This window comes from Gluconobacter sp. Dm-74, assembly GCF_018256135.1.
GTDB classification, from domain to species: Bacteria; Pseudomonadota; Alphaproteobacteria; order Acetobacterales; family Acetobacteraceae; genus Gluconobacter; species Gluconobacter cadivus.
In genome coordinates this window covers 341,367-356,661 of the sequence record NZ_JAERLX010000002.1, presented here as the reverse complement: position 1 = coordinate 356,661, position 15,295 = coordinate 341,367, and the positions used below count along the sequence as shown (strand labels likewise).

Annotated in this window: 12 protein-coding genes; 5 read left to right on the top strand and 7 right to left on the bottom strand. The window is 56.6% G+C overall.

The window, feature by feature from the left end:
* Genes JK208_RS04810 through JK208_RS04800 form a run of 3 tightly spaced genes read right to left on the bottom strand, consistent with a single transcriptional unit; the run spans position 1 to position 5,111 of the window.
* Complete coding sequence (locus tag JK208_RS04810) at positions 1-2,463, bottom strand: TonB-dependent receptor (RefSeq protein WP_211574534.1); 2,463 nt, start codon at positions 2,461-2,463, stop codon at positions 1-3.
* Between the two features lie 51 nt (positions 2,464-2,514).
* Complete coding sequence (locus tag JK208_RS04805; protein ID WP_211574533.1) at positions 2,515-3,882, bottom strand: LLM class flavin-dependent oxidoreductase; 1,368 nt, start codon at positions 3,880-3,882, stop codon at positions 2,515-2,517.
* Entirely contained in the window at positions 3,882-5,111 is a 1,230-nt protein-coding gene (locus tag JK208_RS04800; protein ID WP_194267791.1) for an acyl-CoA dehydrogenase family protein, read from the bottom strand. Before JK208_RS04800 ends, JK208_RS04805 begins: the two co-directional genes overlap by 1 nt.
* Before the next feature lie 492 nt (positions 5,112-5,603).
* On the opposite strand from JK208_RS04800, the gene glsA reads away from it, so the two are divergent.
* Entirely contained in the window at positions 5,604-6,674 is a 1,071-nt protein-coding gene (glsA, locus tag JK208_RS04795) for a glutaminase A (protein WP_211574532.1), read from the top strand.
* Positions 6,675-6,721: 47 nt separating this feature from the next.
* On the opposite strand, the gene JK208_RS04790 is transcribed toward glsA, so the two are convergent.
* A complete protein-coding gene (locus JK208_RS04790; protein ID WP_211574531.1) occupies positions 6,722-8,965 on the bottom strand; it encodes an FUSC family protein in 2,244 nt (747 codons plus the stop codon).
* 27 nt (positions 8,966-8,992) lie between these two features.
* Positions 8,993-10,258, bottom strand: coding sequence for a UdgX family uracil-DNA binding protein (locus JK208_RS04785; RefSeq protein WP_211574530.1), 1,266 nt, complete (start codon positions 10,256-10,258; stop codon positions 8,993-8,995).
* A 199-nt stretch (positions 10,259-10,457) separates the two neighbouring features.
* On the opposite strand from JK208_RS04785, the gene JK208_RS04780 reads away from it, so the two are divergent.
* The 3 genes from JK208_RS04780 to JK208_RS04770 are packed head-to-tail and all read left to right on the top strand — an operon-like array spanning position 10,458 to position 12,259.
* The gene (locus tag JK208_RS04780; protein ID WP_194262122.1) at positions 10,458-10,925 is read left to right on the top strand and encodes a MucR family transcriptional regulator; all 468 of its coding nucleotides are present in this window, start codon (positions 10,458-10,460) and stop codon (positions 10,923-10,925) included.
* Between the two features lie 43 nt (positions 10,926-10,968).
* Positions 10,969-11,913: a signal peptide peptidase SppA gene (sppA, locus tag JK208_RS04775; RefSeq protein ID WP_211574529.1), complete on the top strand. Its 945-nt coding sequence runs from the start codon at positions 10,969-10,971 to the stop codon at positions 11,911-11,913.
* A 40-nt stretch (positions 11,914-11,953) separates the two neighbouring features.
* Entirely contained in the window at positions 11,954-12,259 is a 306-nt protein-coding gene (locus tag JK208_RS04770) for an integration host factor subunit beta (protein WP_211574528.1), read from the top strand.
* A 451-nt stretch (positions 12,260-12,710) separates the two neighbouring features.
* Here JK208_RS04770 and JK208_RS04765 read toward each other — a convergent pair whose 3' ends face one another.
* Together JK208_RS04765 and trxB are read right to left on the bottom strand one after the other, a co-directional pair.
* A complete protein-coding gene (locus JK208_RS04765) occupies positions 12,711-13,616 on the bottom strand; it encodes a LysR family transcriptional regulator (protein WP_211574763.1) in 906 nt (301 codons plus the stop codon).
* Between the two features lie 118 nt (positions 13,617-13,734).
* Positions 13,735-14,709 carry a thioredoxin-disulfide reductase gene (gene trxB, locus JK208_RS04760; protein ID WP_194267786.1) on the bottom strand — a complete coding sequence of 325 codons (975 nt, stop codon included), beginning with the start codon at positions 14,707-14,709 and terminating at the stop codon, positions 13,735-13,737.
* A 99-nt stretch (positions 14,710-14,808) separates the two neighbouring features.
* On the opposite strand from trxB, the gene JK208_RS04755 reads away from it, so the two are divergent.
* Entirely contained in the window at positions 14,809-15,291 is a 483-nt protein-coding gene (locus JK208_RS04755) for an Lrp/AsnC family transcriptional regulator (RefSeq protein WP_099286487.1), read from the top strand.
* Positions 15,292-15,295: the final 4 nt, after the last annotated feature.

Genomic DNA, 15,295 nt, shown 5'->3' with positions numbered 1-15,295 from the left:
TCAGAAATCCGCATGAACCGCGCCAAAATACTGGCGTGGGGCACCAAGGACGACGGACTGGTAATCGCCAGCCATGGGATAGCCGTTCTGGCCCATGGTGGAGATGTATTTCACGTTCGTCAGGTTATAGACGTTGAAGTCCAGCGAGAGGTGCTGGACGAAACCTGTATGGGACAGGCGGTGGAGCTGTTTGCTCAGGTCGTAGCGGGCGCCGAAATTGGTCAGCCAGTAGGACGGGACTTTGGTGTCTCCCGTATAGCTGAGGTTACGCTTGCCGACATACTGGGCCTCGATATGAGCCTGAAGGTCATGCCAGGTGTAGGACAGATCGGCATGGTACATCAGGCGCGGATAGGCCACGACCTGTTGACCTTTTATGTTGTAGGTCACCCGTGATCCATTGATGGTCTGGGTGATGTTGTCATCATAGACAGCGTGATTGTAGCTGAGGCTGTTGGTCAGGCTCAGCCCTTTGACGGGGGTGAGTGTGACGGCACCGTCCACGCCGCTCATCGTCACGCCGCCGACATTCTGGATCGTGGTGTAAGGCTGTGTGGTTGGGCCGGTTGAGATGCGTTGCAGGCGGTTGGAAAAGATCGTGTGGTAGCCGTAGAGCGAGCCGGTGATGAGGCGGCCGGTGTAACGGTAGCCGCCAGCAAAGTTCCAGTCGGTTTCAGGTTGCAAGCTGCTTTTGGACGCCAGATAGGACGCCTGTGAGGTCGAGAACGGTGATGAGCCGCTGTTATAGCCCGAGACCGGATAGACCTTCACGTTCTCCGCAATATCGAAATAAAGCTGATGACCGGGAGCAAAACGCCATTCCCCGCTGAAATGCGGGAGGAAAGGTTTGCTGGAGGTGAGGGAATCTCCGCCTGCAATCGCAGTGGTGCGGGTGTAGGTCTGCCAGTTGGCGAGGGCACCGACGCGACTGGTATTCAGGACGGAACGGAAACCGGCATGCAGGGCGATGGTGTTCGTGACGTGATAGGTATCCTGAAAATAGGCGACAAAGGTGTTGGTGTTGAAGACCTGTCGATAGCCATTCTGGAACGGGTTCTTGAGATTATCGAGACCATTGACCGGCGTTGCGGTGCCGTTGAGCACGTCTTCCAGCAGAGGTTCCTGATAGAGCGGTTTGCTGATGTCGAAATGGGTGTTTTCGTACCACAGCCCCGCATTCAGCACGTTATGCGCGATGCGGTAGGACAGGGACGTCGTGAAGCCGAAACGGTCCGTATCGGGCTGCGTGACCTGATCGATCAGCGGGGCGCCATTGGGCGATGCGATCAGCGGGCTTGCGACCGATCCACGCTGGTAGGAACGATGTCCATAGGCGGTGCTTTGCCAGCGCAGGCGGTCGGTTAAAGCGAGATCCGCCGAGACGCCGCCGATATAGGAATGCTGCATCTGCGCGCCCTCGTAATAGGAGGCGGTATAGGGACTCTTGAGATTGGCATAGGCAGCCGGAACCTGTCCGCCCGGCAGACCGCGCTGGGCCAGTGCCAGACGGTAGGCTTTCTCATATCCTCCGGGTTGTCCGATGAAATTGTCGATCGCGTAGCCACCGTGGTTGAACATATCCAGGCTGTAGTCCTGGTAGTTCTGCATCTGAAGATCCGCGTAATCGAAGAAGGCCGTGATGCGGCTGTCCTGCCCGACGGGGTGCAGAACCTTTGCATTGACCTGCTGCATGAACTGATCCTGTCCGCCACGCCATTTGTTGGTGTCGTTACGGGCATAGGAGACATAAAAACGCGTCCCCTGCGGGTTCAGATCGCCGCTTTCGAGCCGCAGAAATGTGCGGTACATCGCATTGCTGCCAAAGGTCTGGTTCACGCTTGCGCCGCGCTTATGGGACGGATCGCGGGAGATGAACTGCACCGTGCCACCCAGATTGGATGTGCTGGCGACGCTTTCCGAACCCGTGGAGGCCGAGACGTCCATTCGCTCAATATTTTCGGACGAAATGGCAGATGTCGGGCTGAGGCCGTTGACGTTGCTGAACTGCTGGTCGCCCAGCGGGATGCCATCCAGCGTCATGCCGATCTGGCTTTGGTCGAAACCATGCATCAGGAACGAGTTCTGCCAGGTGTTTACGCCCTGCGGGTCACCGGAATTGAACAGCACGCCGGGCAGGCGAGTCAGGGCCTTGAGCGGGTTCGTGCCGGCGACATACTCGCGGATCGTGGTGGCGGAGACGGGGTTGGACACCCAGTTGGCCTGCCGATGCCCCTCCACGCCGATATTTTCGGCAAGACGGGAGGTCAGGGCGTGTGTTTTGGCGGACGCTTTGTGCGCCGACGCGGGTGTGGTGTGACGGGGCTTCTCGCCGGGTTTGGTGACGGGTGCATTTGTGGCAGCGAATGCCGTGGTGCTGACCGAGAGAGTCAGCAGGGCGATCAGAGAGACGGAGCTTCCGGACGTACGGATGGTGTGACGATTGGAAAACGGAAAAGCAGGCATGAAAAGACACTCACAAGAAACAGGAAACGGGATTTTCAGATCTTGGGAGGATCAACAGCGCCAGGCTGGATGGTCGGTGGCGGGATGCGCGGAGGCGTTCTGAGGAAAGAGGCTTTCGCGCAGGGTTTTGCCGGGTTTGGGCCTGATGCGACCGCGACGCTTCAGTTCCGGCAGGACGAGGCGGATGAAGTCGTTGTAACTGTCCGGATTGATGAGCTGGATCAGGTTCAGCCCGTCGGTTTCCGACTCTTCGAGCCAGCGTTCGATCTGGTCCGCGACGGTTGCAGGACTGCCGACGAACGTTTTGGCCCGACCGAAGCCTTCTGCTGGACTCGTCGCTTCGGCGATGGTCCAGGACCGGCCGCTGATGGCGGGGTCGAACTGTTCAAGGACGGACTGGCTGGCCTCTGTCGGACGATAGGTCAGAACTTCGTCCGTCTGGTTCTTCGAGAAATCCACGCCCGTCATGGAGGAATAATGGATGAGCGATCCGGTCGCGTCGTAGAACGCCTTGTATTCTGCAAATTTGCGGATGGCCTCTTCTTCCGTTTCGCCCACCACGACGGCGGCAGCGCAGATGAAGCGCAGGCTTTCGGGATCGCGGCCCTCGCGCGCGGCTTCCTCGCGGATGCGTCGGACGTTCTTTCGCGTGCCTTCCGCCCCGGCGCCGACGACGAAAATAACTTCCGCATGTTTGGCAGCAAACGCGCCACCGCGAGCGGAGGCACCAGCCTGAAGAAGGACGGGAACGCGCTGCGGACTTGGTTCGGCGGTATGGCCGTCCGGAACGCGGTAATACCGGCCGTCATGACAGATGGGATGAACCTTTTCCGGGTCTGTATAGATCCACTCACCTGATGTCGTCTGCCCGCGGATGACGGCGTCTTCTTCCCAGGATTTCAGCCAGAGCTTGTAGACGATATCCATGAATTCGTCTGCGCGGTCATAGCGTTCGTCATGTGGGATCTGGTGGTCCAGTCCAAGATTTCGGGCCGCGCTTTCCTGCTGGGACGTCACGATATTCCAGCCCAGACGCCCTTTGGTCAGATGATCGAGGGTCGTCAGTTTGCGGGCGAGCAGATAGGGATGCTCATAGGTCGTGGACAGCGTGATACCAAAACCAAGCGATGTGGTCGCCGCTGCCATTGCGGACACGAGTAAAAGCGGATCGATCAGTGGAGACTGGATGCCGTGTTTCAGGGCAGCGTCGGGGCTGTTGCCATAAACGTCAATCTGGCCAAGGGCGTCCGCGATAAATAGGGCATCAAATCCGGCATCATCCAGCGTGCGGGCCAGTTCGGTCCAGTATGTGATGTCCTTATAGCGATATGTCTGGTCGGCAGGGTGGCGCCACAGCCCGTAATTCAGATGAGAAACCGTCGCCATCGTGAAACCGTTGAGGATGATGTGCTGCCCCATTACGCCACCCCCACGCGCCATTGGATCGGCGGCAGGGTGCCGTTGACGGCGTAATCTCCGACAACACGCGTGCGATAGACGCGCGGGTTGTGATTGCCCAGCGTACGAACATTACGCCAGTGTCGATCCAGACCAGCCACGCGCAGGGTCGCGCCGCCACTCAACGCATCGAACAGGGCAGTCGTGGCCTCCAGAACCAGCGGGAGGATGCGGTCCTGCACCTGCCAGACTTCGAGTTCGGCGCGGGCGACTGTGAGGTCGAGTTCCGGAGCCGGACTGTCCGCGACGGCCTGTATGGCGCGGGCGGCACGCTCAACGGCAGCGCTGGCGAGATAGGCGCCACTGAACACATGACCAACGATTTCGAGAATCTGAGGGTCCTTAGCTGGCAGATCCGCATTGCCATGGCTGAAAGAGCGTTTGCGACGACGCACGGCATCTGCGACGTCCGTTGCCGCAGCGCGGGCAATACCAGCGACAGTCGCCAGATGATAAAGCTGGAAGAAAGCCTGCGAATGCGGAAAGGCCGTGTTGCCGTAGCGAAGATCGGCTTCTTCCGTATGAACGTTACGGAAATGTGCGGTGCCACTGGCCGTCAGGCGCTGCCCAATTCCATCCCAGTCATCCACAATTTCAAGGCCCGGATCGTGACGGGCGGCCAGCGTCTTGACGGTCTGGCCATCTTCGGTGGTGCCGGTAACGGTGAGCCAGTCGGCGTAAAGCGAGCCGGTCGTGAAAAACTTGGAACCGTTGATAACCCACTTGCCATCAGCTTGAGACAGGGTGGTGCTGAACAGATCGCGCTTGGAAGCTGGTCCTTCAGCAGCAGCAGCGCCGGCCGTTTGTCCTGCGCCAAGGCGGTCGAGCCATTTTGTGCGGTAAGGGCCAGCAGATTCAAACAGAAGATGTTCGACAAAACCAAAATGCGCCCTGAGCGCCTGTGCGACGTTTGAATCGGCTGCGGCCAGCGTAGTGATCAGAGCGAACAGGTCTTCAAGACTTGCGCCAGAACCGCCATGCGCAACGGGAACGCGAAGGGCTGTAAAGCCGCTCTCCTTAAGGAGACGGATTTGTTCGAAAGGCAGTTCGCGACTGAGTTCGGCCTGTAGCGCCTGTCTGCGGATCTGCTCGAAAACGGGAGCGAAGCGGTCGTGGAGCGCAGTGGCTTCACGGGCGTCCTTCCCCCAGAGAAGGGAAAGATCAGGAAGCGGAGCGGAGATATATGTCATGATGTCTGCCTGTAGCGCCGGGGCCGAATAACGGGAGTGAAGGCAGGGGGAGGCCCCGCATCATCGGGGAACAGGGACAGAGCAGTGCGACAAACATATAACTAATATTTCTCGTTATTATTAGATATCCAGAAATTATTGAGATGATTCTTTTGTTCCGTCAATAAAATAGTTATTTCAAAATTTAACTATTTAATAGTGTTATATAGGGGAGTGCCAGCAGATCGTATGGCCTCTGGCTTGAAACCCTCTGTGTGGTTCCAGCATATGCGTCTGAGTATGGATATTGAGCCGATAGATGGAAAATAAATACTAAAATACGGTAATAAATTACTCAAATATACCTGTATAAATAGCAAAATATCATCCTGATGTATGCAATCAGGATATTTAGAAATTTAAAAACCCGGAACTAAATTGCGCCACGATCATTCATAAAACGCAGGGTGGTTTTGCTACGCTGTCTCCATCGGAAGACATAGAAAAGCTATTATGATGACGAGAAAAAAATCTTTTCCGGGATATCTGAATACAGCAGCAATCGCTTCATATGTCGTTTTTTGTATAACGCAGGCTGCGCTCGCGCGCGATTTTTCTCAACAGGCTCCTGCATTAAATATTCAGCAGGTAGTCGATCGGGCCTATAATCACTATAAAACAATAACAGACGGCTCTAATGCCTCGTATATTTCTTATTTAGCGAAGGCCAACACGAAACTTTACGGTATTGCAGTCGTCACGACAGACGGAAAAATTTTTGAAGCGGGAGATGCGGAGCATCTTTTCCCCGTTGAGTCGATCGCCAAGGTTTTTACTTTGGCTCATGTCCTGAAAGTGAAGGGAGCAAAAACCGTCCAAAACAAAATAGGCGTGAATGCTACCGGCCTTCCTTTTAATTCTGCTCTGGCGATCGAGCTTAATCATGACAAACTGACGGGCAGTCCTCCGCCCGGTAATCCTTTGGTGAATGCAGGCGCTATTGCCACGGCAAGTCTCGTTGACGGCAAATCACTCGAAGAAAAATGGAACATGCTTCTCAAGGAAGCTTCGGCTTTTGCGGGGCATTCATTGATGCTGAATAAAGACGTCTATGATTCTGAAATGGCGGATAATCAGCATAATCTGGCGATTGCGGTTCTGCTGAAAAGTTATAAATCGCTCTATGCAGATCCGACTGAAACAATCGATTTGTATACTCGTGAATGTTCCTATGACGTTACAGCAAAAGATCTTGCTGTTATGGGAGCGACGCTGGCAAATGGTGGCACCAATCCGCTTACCCATCAGGCGGTTACCGATGCTGAAACAAGCGCGCGCGTTTTAGCCGTTATGGCGACCGCTGGCCTTTATAATACGTCTGGTGAGTGGCTTTATAATGTTGGGCTGCCTGCGAAAAGCGGTGTTGGCGGTGGCATTGTTGCGGTTGTGCCCGGGAAAATGGCAATTGCGGTTTACTCGTCACCGCTTGATGCTGCGGGAAACAGTGTCCGCGGACAGCTGGCTATTCAGTCTATCGCGCAGGATCTCGGAGTAAATATTTTCAAGATCCAGATGCAAAAATAGCGTCGAGGCGGGGGCATTTGCAGCCCTGTCTCTCTTTGGAAAACTGCTCAGCTCTGTCCGGAGTTGAGCAGTCGGCTGTTTCTTTCGCCCCGGAAGGGTTTGCTGGCATCAAGGAAATCTTCGTTCGTCCGCATGGTATGGGCGATCACGACCAGATAGGTGATGGCGCGTGTGAGCTCAAGGCGCGTTACCAGATCCGTTTCCTGGGCATCGAGAACGCGGAGACGTCGTACGGCGGCTTCTGCGATGCGGGCGGCTTTGTCGTGTCTGCGGGTTGATTCTTCAACATAATGCAGAACAAGCAGGATTGGCCGTCTTGCGCTTTCGGGCAGATACTCGCGATCCAGCAAGGCGCGTAGACGGATGACATTTAGCCCAAGAGTCAATGTGGCCAGCGTTCCGAGGATACAGGCTTCGATCAGCGGGGCAGGGGTTGGGCCTGCATGACGGATTAGGCGGGCAAAGCGGTCCGTATTGCGTCCGATCCATACGCTGATGCGCGGGGTGAAGCCCGGATGGGCCAGATGTTGCAACTCGCCCAGCATGACGCGGCGGAGGCGGAGGCGTTCGGCATCGCTGCTGAAGGGCAGGACGGTTCGGAAAACGATTACGCTGACGGCGACTGCAAGAACGGTTGCCATGTTGCCATTATAAAAAGCAAGCTCGTTCATGACGTGATGGTTTTCCAGACCAAGCATGGCTGGAAGCAGAAGTCCGTAGGCCGCCGAGCCGCCTGCGGTGGCCGGGTTACCCTTGGCCAGTCCGCCCAGAAACATGGCGGGCCCCAGAAAAAGGGTCAGGGTCTCGAATGTCGTGACTTTCGGCATCAGAACGAAGACCAGAAACCACGCGACGATATAGGCTGCCACGGCGCCTTTGAGGAATTCCGTGGTGCCAAGAACGGGATTTTCTTTGGTGGCAAAAAGCCCGCAGACCAGCGTCGTAATGGCGATGAAGCCAAGGCCATTCGGCCAGGCCGTGACTTCATAAATATAGGCTGTGATCAGAACCGCGCAGGCTCCACGCAGGCCGTTATGGACGGCTTCACGAGTGTCGCGATGGGTTTCGAGCTGGAAGTGGAAGTGATCGCCTTTGATGCGATGCGTACTGGCTTCGTATTCCTTGATGGCCTGTTCCAGATCGCCCAGAAGCTCCCCGAGAGAGACGAAAAGCACGCGCTCGTCCAGCCTGTCGTCCAGCATCTCCGGGCTGGCATTGGCCTCGTCAAAGGGTTCGTGCCCGGGGATCGGCTCAAGATCCGGACGAATGTCGGTTTCGCGATGTGGTGCAGCGTACAGACGGCAGACATCCCGAAAATGCTGTAAATCCGCGAGGAGGGCAGGGACGGCATTCTGGTCGGGCAGACGCTGTGGAAACTGCTTCAGAAAAGCGAGGATCTCGTCTGCGGTTTTGGTAAACGCCGGGTGGTTATGGTTGAGCACCTGAAGGCGCATGGCCATTCCGAACCCGCGTGACAGAAGGGCTGAGACGGCGGCGAGGGCTGCGCGTGCATGGTCGCCTTCATGGCCGTGCGGGCCCATTTCAACTTCGGCAAATTCGATCTGGTCGTTGATGGTGAGGATCGTGCCGAACTGACGACGGGCCGCGTTCAGCGCGCCGCGCTCTTCCCCCAGAAGGCTGCACAATGTTGTCGTGACGAGAACCAGTGCCAATTCAAGTTTCTGTCTGAGTTGCGCGCGGGCATGTCGTTCCTGACTGGTGGCAAAAATCAGCCCCATGAAAGCTTCACACAACACACCGAGCACAATGTAAGTGCCGCGCGACATCGCGACCATGAAGATATTGTCGGGATTGGACGCTGCGCCCATGCAGATAATGGAACAGGTATATCCTGCAAGAACAAGGGCATAGGAGCGGAAGTTGCTAACGAATGTTGCAAAACCGCTGCACAGGCCGATCCATAATGCGATCATGGGAAAAAACAGCCATGGCGCCTGCGGGGCAAGCGCCATGATGGTGATGGCGGCAACGCCGCCACTGATGGTGCCGACGATACGCCATTTGGCCTTGGACTGGCTTTCACCCCGGCTGGTCTGCGCGACGGCCCAGACGGTCATGGCGGCCCATGCCGGGTCGTCCAGTTCCATCCAGAAGGCAATCCCGATCGCCAGACAGGCCGCAATGGTGTTGCGCAGGGCAAACGTGACGGATGAAGCGCTGGGAGCGTACAGCCACGAGAGAAAAGGACGTGCCCGCGGCCGCAGCGGTGCAGGCCGTGTGTTCGTATTATCCGGAGTCGGTTGTCCCGAGGAGATGGTGCTGCCACTCATTGCCCGGGTTTCTTAGCCCTAACGGCATTATCCGGCGAGAGTGGAAATCGCCATTCTGAGATCGTTTACGAATTTTGTATATTCGCGTGCCTTCGACTCCTCATCGGGCAGGCGCAGTAGATAAGACGGATGTACGGTTACCAGACCGATACTGCCGTCCTCGAGAGGAATAGGCCTTGAGCGCTCGCGCGACACTGTAACCGAGCGTCCCAGAACAGCACTGGCCGCTGTAACGCCCAGCATGACCGTCACTTCGGGAGACAGAACCCTGCGCTCTGTTGCAAGCCACGGTGTGCAGGCGTTGATCTCAGGTGCATCGGGTTTTTGATGGATGCGGCGATGTCCTTTTGGAATGAATTTGAAATGTTTGACGGCATTGGTGATCCACATCTCTGCACGACTGCCGCCAGCCTCTCGCAGAGCACGGTCAAACAGTTGTCCTGCTGGTCCAACAAAGGGGCGTCCGTGAAGATCTTCCTGATCTCCGGGCTGCTCGCCAATGAAGATGACTCGGGCTTTGGGGTTACCTTCTCCGGAAACGGTTCGCGTCGCGGGCTTGCACAATTCGCACATCTGGCAGTCGATCGCCTGAGCGCGCAGACTGGCGAGGGAAGAAGAAGATTCAATCTTTCCGGGGGTAGAATGGAGTCGTACCGGCGCGATTCCGTCCCAGTAGGCGTTTCCGCGGCCAGCGGTAGCGAGCTTTTGTGCAGTTTCGATCACCTCTGATGGCGGCAGTGCATTATCTGTGAAACCTGGTCCAAAACGATATTCCCGACCATCCCAGAGCAGTGTTCGATCAGGCGCCATCACGATCCACGGTGTGGGTCGTAGGTTTGACAGTGCGTCTGCCTGACTGTCGATCAGGGCCGCAGTATGAGAGGTATGCAGGATCTGCCATTCCGGATTGATGGCGTCGGGCATCTGGCAGCGCAGGTCGAGTGCTTTTTTCCGAGTTTCTATAGCGATGCTGCGGAGGCGCTCGGTCAATTCATCTGGCACCGGCATACCGTCGCGTAAAGTCTGAAGCGTGAGGTATAACAGGTGCAGCCTGTCAGGGGCATCGGAAACGAAAACAGCGGGAAAAATCGCGGCAAGAGCGCGAGGAAGACTGGCGGTCGACGGGGCTGTAGGAAGAGTTCGCGTGGCAGAGATGCCGTAAAGGGACGGTGGGGCTTCCACGATCCATTGTATTGATTCGGCCGAAACTTTGTCATGAAGCAGTTTGCGCGCCCATGCACGCCAGCCGGAAAAATCACTTGTTGTTGAAAGCGTGACGGTTTCACGGATCATGTCGTCATTCCAGTTGTCAGGCGCAACACAGGATACATTTGTAAGCGCATAGAGTTATTTTTGTTTGCGGGTTATTTTGATATGGTGATAATCATGGGTGGGAAAAGGAATACGTCAAATATTTCCATGCCGCATTTACCTGACCCTTTACAGGCGTTAAGGAACTGAAAATTCATTCAAATGGATAGGATGAGATATTATGTCTGAAAGCACTTCCAATACAGGACTCTTAGAGCTTACGGCCAGAATCGTTGCTGCCCAGGCGTCTCGCGGAACTCTCGAAGCTGAAGCCCTGCCAGCCCTGATCCGTCAGGTTTATGACGCGCTGTCAAAGGCTGGCGTTCCCGAAGAGGCGCCGCAGCCCGAGCGTCCGCAGCCTGCTGTCCCCGTCAAGCGCTCCGTTTTTCCTGATTACATCATCTGTCTTGAAGACGGCAAAAAGCTGAAGATGCTCAAGCGCCATCTTCAGAGTGCCTATGACATGACGCCGGAACAGTACCGTGAGCGCTGGGGTCTGCCGGCGGATTATCCTCTGGTGGCTCCGAACTACGCCCAGCGTCGTTCTGCCCTGGCGCGTGAGATCGGTCTGGGTCGGAAGATCAGTGCGGCAAGCGGAGAGGGCAAGAAAGAGTCTACCCGCGCACGTCGCACCAAGAAAGAAGACTGATCTTCTTTGGCCGCGTCCGGAAAGCAGGAGCAGAATTCCCGTTATGAGTGTTGAATTGAATCTTTTTCTGACACGTCAGTTAAAGCATCGGCAATTACTCTTCTGGCGGGTGGGAGCGCTCGTTGCGTTCTGCGGCGCGGTTGTCATTTCCATGATGGGCCATCGTGGGTCTGTTGGGCCGAATTTCAGCCACAGACCGCATATCGTCCGTCTTGCCATCAACGGCGTCGTGCAGAACGACGTTTCACAGATCGTCCGTGCTCTGAAACAGGCCCAGACGGCACCGGATGTGACCGGGCTCCTTCTGGTTGTGGACAGTCCGGGTGGAGGCGTTACAGGCGGCGAAAGGCTTCATGACGCAGTCAAGCGCTTCGCCGCGGTCAAGCCGGTTTCTGTTTCAATGGGAGATATGGGAGCATCTGCGGCCTATATGCTCTCTGTACCGGCGCAGCATATCGTTGCCTTGCCTTCAACGCTGACCGGTTCGATCGGGGTTATTTTTCAGCGTCCCGATGTTTCGGCCGGTCTTGGACGTCTGGGAATCGGCGTGGATGCCATTACATCCGGTGCCATGAAAGACCAGACTGATCCTACCAGTGCTCTGACTCCTGAAGGACGTCAGATGCTTCAGGGCATCGTCAACGATCTGTTTGCTCAATTCGTGTCGATGGTTGCGGACGGCCGTCATCTGACGGAAGAGAAAGTCCGCAGCATGGCCGATGGACGTGCCTATACGGGTCGGCAGGCCATTGCACTCGGGCTTGTCGATGAACTCGGGGACGAAGATGCGGCGCGTCTGTGGCTCAGAAAACGGCTGAATATCGGGACGCTGTCCTATCCGGTTATGCCGTTGATGCCAGAACGCTCCAGACGCTGGTATGAATGGCCCGGCAAAAAGGCGCTTCTGACAGGGTTGCTGGGAGGAAGTTTCTCCAGCGCTCTCGACCGTGAAGGCCTTGACGGAGCCGTTGCGATTTTGCAACTCTGATGGCCTGTTTCAGAAGGCGGAGTCAGGTGGAACAACTGTCATGACTCGATCCGAACTTATCGCCGAACTGGCGGAAGCATATCCGCACCTTCTCACCCGCGATATAGAACGCATCGTCCACGCGGTCTTTGACGAGATCGGTTCTGCACTTGCGCGCGGGGATCGTGTGGAACTGCGTGGTTTTGGGGCATTTCTCCCCCGTGAACGTGCAGCTCGGACAGGGCGCAATCCCCGGACGGGCGATATCGTGCCTGTTGAGGAAAAGAGCGTCCCGTTCTTCAAGGTGGGCAAGGAACTCCGGGAGCGCGTTAACCGGCGCCTGTCATCGTCAAAATCCGGGAACTGACACTATTGTGGCCAAGGCGCATCAGCTGTGCTGCAAGGATATGACCGGGAATGGTGAAGACTGGCTCGGTAAAGCGTTTTTGCGATACCATGAACTTATGAAGCCTCTTCCGCATTTTCTGGTGATCTCTGTCTGGATAACGGGCGTCTCTTTTGGGGCTTTGCTTATGGCTCCCTCGGCAGCATGGGCTCATGGCTCCCCGAAACCTGGCGGGAACATTATGGCGCATCATCAGGGCAACAAAGCACACTCACCGCAGGCAGCAGCCTGTTACCGAATGGCGTCAGGCGTCATTGTGCTTGAGCAGATGCCTAACAATGCGCATCGCCTCGGACGGGGCAGTGGATTTGCGCCGATTGGGGAAGCGGTCTTCCGATCCAGCAATCGGCCTCATGTCTGTCCCTCGACGCATGGTCGCAGAGGGTAGGAGGCGTAAAAGCCTCCCAGTTTCTTATCCCTGTTCCTGCCCTTTGAGGTTGCTGATTTCGGAAAGAAGAAAGTCCCGGAAGACCGCGATCCGCTTTGATGTCCGCAATTCTTCAGGGTAGACGAAATAGGCTTCCACCAAGGGCACCTGCTGGTTCGGCAATATCCTGACAAGATCAGGATAGCCTGCTGCGGCATAAAGGGGCAGGGAGCCGATGCCGGTTCCGGCTGCAATCGCATTCGCGACCGCCGAGATATTGTTGATGGCCAGACGACGGCTGCCTTGGCGTGCAACACCTTCCTGACGCAGAAGATCCAGCAACCAGTTCACATTAGGCAGTGGCAGGTGCCAGCCTGCAAAGCTGATGATCTGATGATTGGCCAGATCTTCGATAGAGTTTGGTGTCCCATGGCGCTCAAGATAGGCGGCGCTTGCATAAATCGGCATGGGGAAATTGGCGAGATGACGCTGCACCAGATCGGGCTGTGTGGGCGGGTGTAGCCGGATGGCGACGTCTGCCTCACGCATGCCCAGATCCAGATCCGCATCTTCAAGCAGAAGTGTGACTTCAATGTCGGGATGCAGTTCCAGAAAACGGTTCAGACGTGGGGAGAGCCATGAGAGGCCGAAGCCCGTTGTCGTGGTAATCTTGATCTTTCCTGCGGCCCGCTCCTTGCTTTCGCTCAGGAAAGCCTGGGTCAGAGCCAGTTTGGAGAAAACCTCCCGGACCGTACGGTTCAGGACATCGCCCTGTTCCGTCAGGATTAACCCGCGCGCATGCCGATGGAACAGCGGCACGCGCAGGACGTCTTCAAGCGCGGAAATCTGCCGGGAGACTGCCGACTGGCTCAATCCCAGCCGGTCACCGGCATGGGTAAAGGAACCAGCTTCCGCCACGGCATGAAAAATCCGCAGCTTGTCCCAGTCCATCTGGTTTTCTCCCCGTTCGCCAAGGCGACGGTCTTCGTCCTTTTTACCCATACGTCCCGGCGTTATCCGTCAAGATATGTCGTTGAAAGGACGAAATTGTCTGAAGCACGCGCGAGGGTCAAGTTTTTGTCATGGCAGGTATGCCAGAAAGATATCGTTCGGCTTCCAGAGCGGCCATGCAGCCTGTTCCGGCCGCTGTGACGGCCTGCCGGAAAATGCGATCCTGAATGTCGCCTGCTGCAAACACGCCCTTGACGGATGTTTCGGTCCCGCCGCTTTCCGTCAGGATATATCCGTCGCTGTCACATGCGACTTCATGCAGGAAAGGACCGGTATTCGGCGTGTGGCCGATGGCGACGAAAACCCCGTCGACATCCAGTTTGGACGGCGCGCCTGTCTGGGTATCTTTCAGAGCGATCCCACAAACTACTTCCGGTTCGCCTGAACCGAGAACCTCTTCGACAGCCTTGTTCCAATGAACTTCGATCTTCGGGTTGGAAAACAGGCGTTCCTGAAGGATGCGCTCGGCGCGCAGGCTGTCCCGGCGATGGATCAGATGAACCTTGTCCGCGTGGTGCGTCAGATACAACGCTTCCTCGACTGCCGTATTGCCGCCACCGATCACGGCTACCGTCTTGCCGCGATAGAAAAAGCCGTCACAGGTCGCGCAGGCAGAGACGCCGCCGCGCTGGAGACGCTTTTCCGATTCGAGGCCGAGCCACCGGGCCTGAGCACCCGTAGCGATCACAACCGTGCGGGCACGGAACTCGTCTCCCGAATCTCCGACCAGACGGAAATATCCATCCGGTCCGGGGCCTTTTTTCAGATCGGCCTGAACGATCAGGTCATAAATCAGGCGCGTTCCGACATGCTCGGCCTGCGCGCGCATCTGCTCCATCAGCCAGGGGCCCTGAACAGGAGTCGCAAAGCCGGGATAGTTTTCAACATCCGTCGTGATGGTCAGCTGGCCGCCGGGCTGCATTCCGGTCACGAGAATCGGCTTAAGACTTGCGCGGGCCGCGTAGATTGCCGCCGTGTAGCCAGCAGGGCCAGCGCCCACAACCAGCAGATCCGTATGATGGATTTCGGGCATGATTGGTCCTCAAATGATATCAGGCCCCTTCATATAGGGACTTCGGACGCATGTGCCATCTTTGCGGATCATGTCGGCTGACATATACGTCAGATTGAAATGAACGCTTCTTCGCACTCCGCACCGATTGAACTGGACGCCATCGACCGGCAGATCATTGCCGAACTCCAGGCCGATGGACGCATGACCAACGTGGAACTTGCCCGTCGTACCGGCATTTCCGCGCCTCCCTGCCTGAGGCGGGTCCGACGGCTTGAGGAGCTGGGAATCGTCAAGGGATATCACGCCGAAGTGGATGCTGCCCTGCTGGGATGGTCTCTGAATTTCTACGCCCTGATTGGCCTTGATAGCCAAAAGGGAAGTGTTCTTGAGGCCTTCGAGGCTCAGGTCGGCGCATGGCCCGAAACGCGCGAATGTCACATGATCCGGGGCGGCGGAGATTTTCTCGTCCGTCTGGTTGCCCGTGATGCCGCCCATCAGAATGCCCTGACACGCCTGCTGACTGACAGTCCGCATGTCGTTCGCGTCCAGACTCTCCAGACCATCCATACGAGCCGCGATCTTGCCGGCGTGCCGATCTGACCGG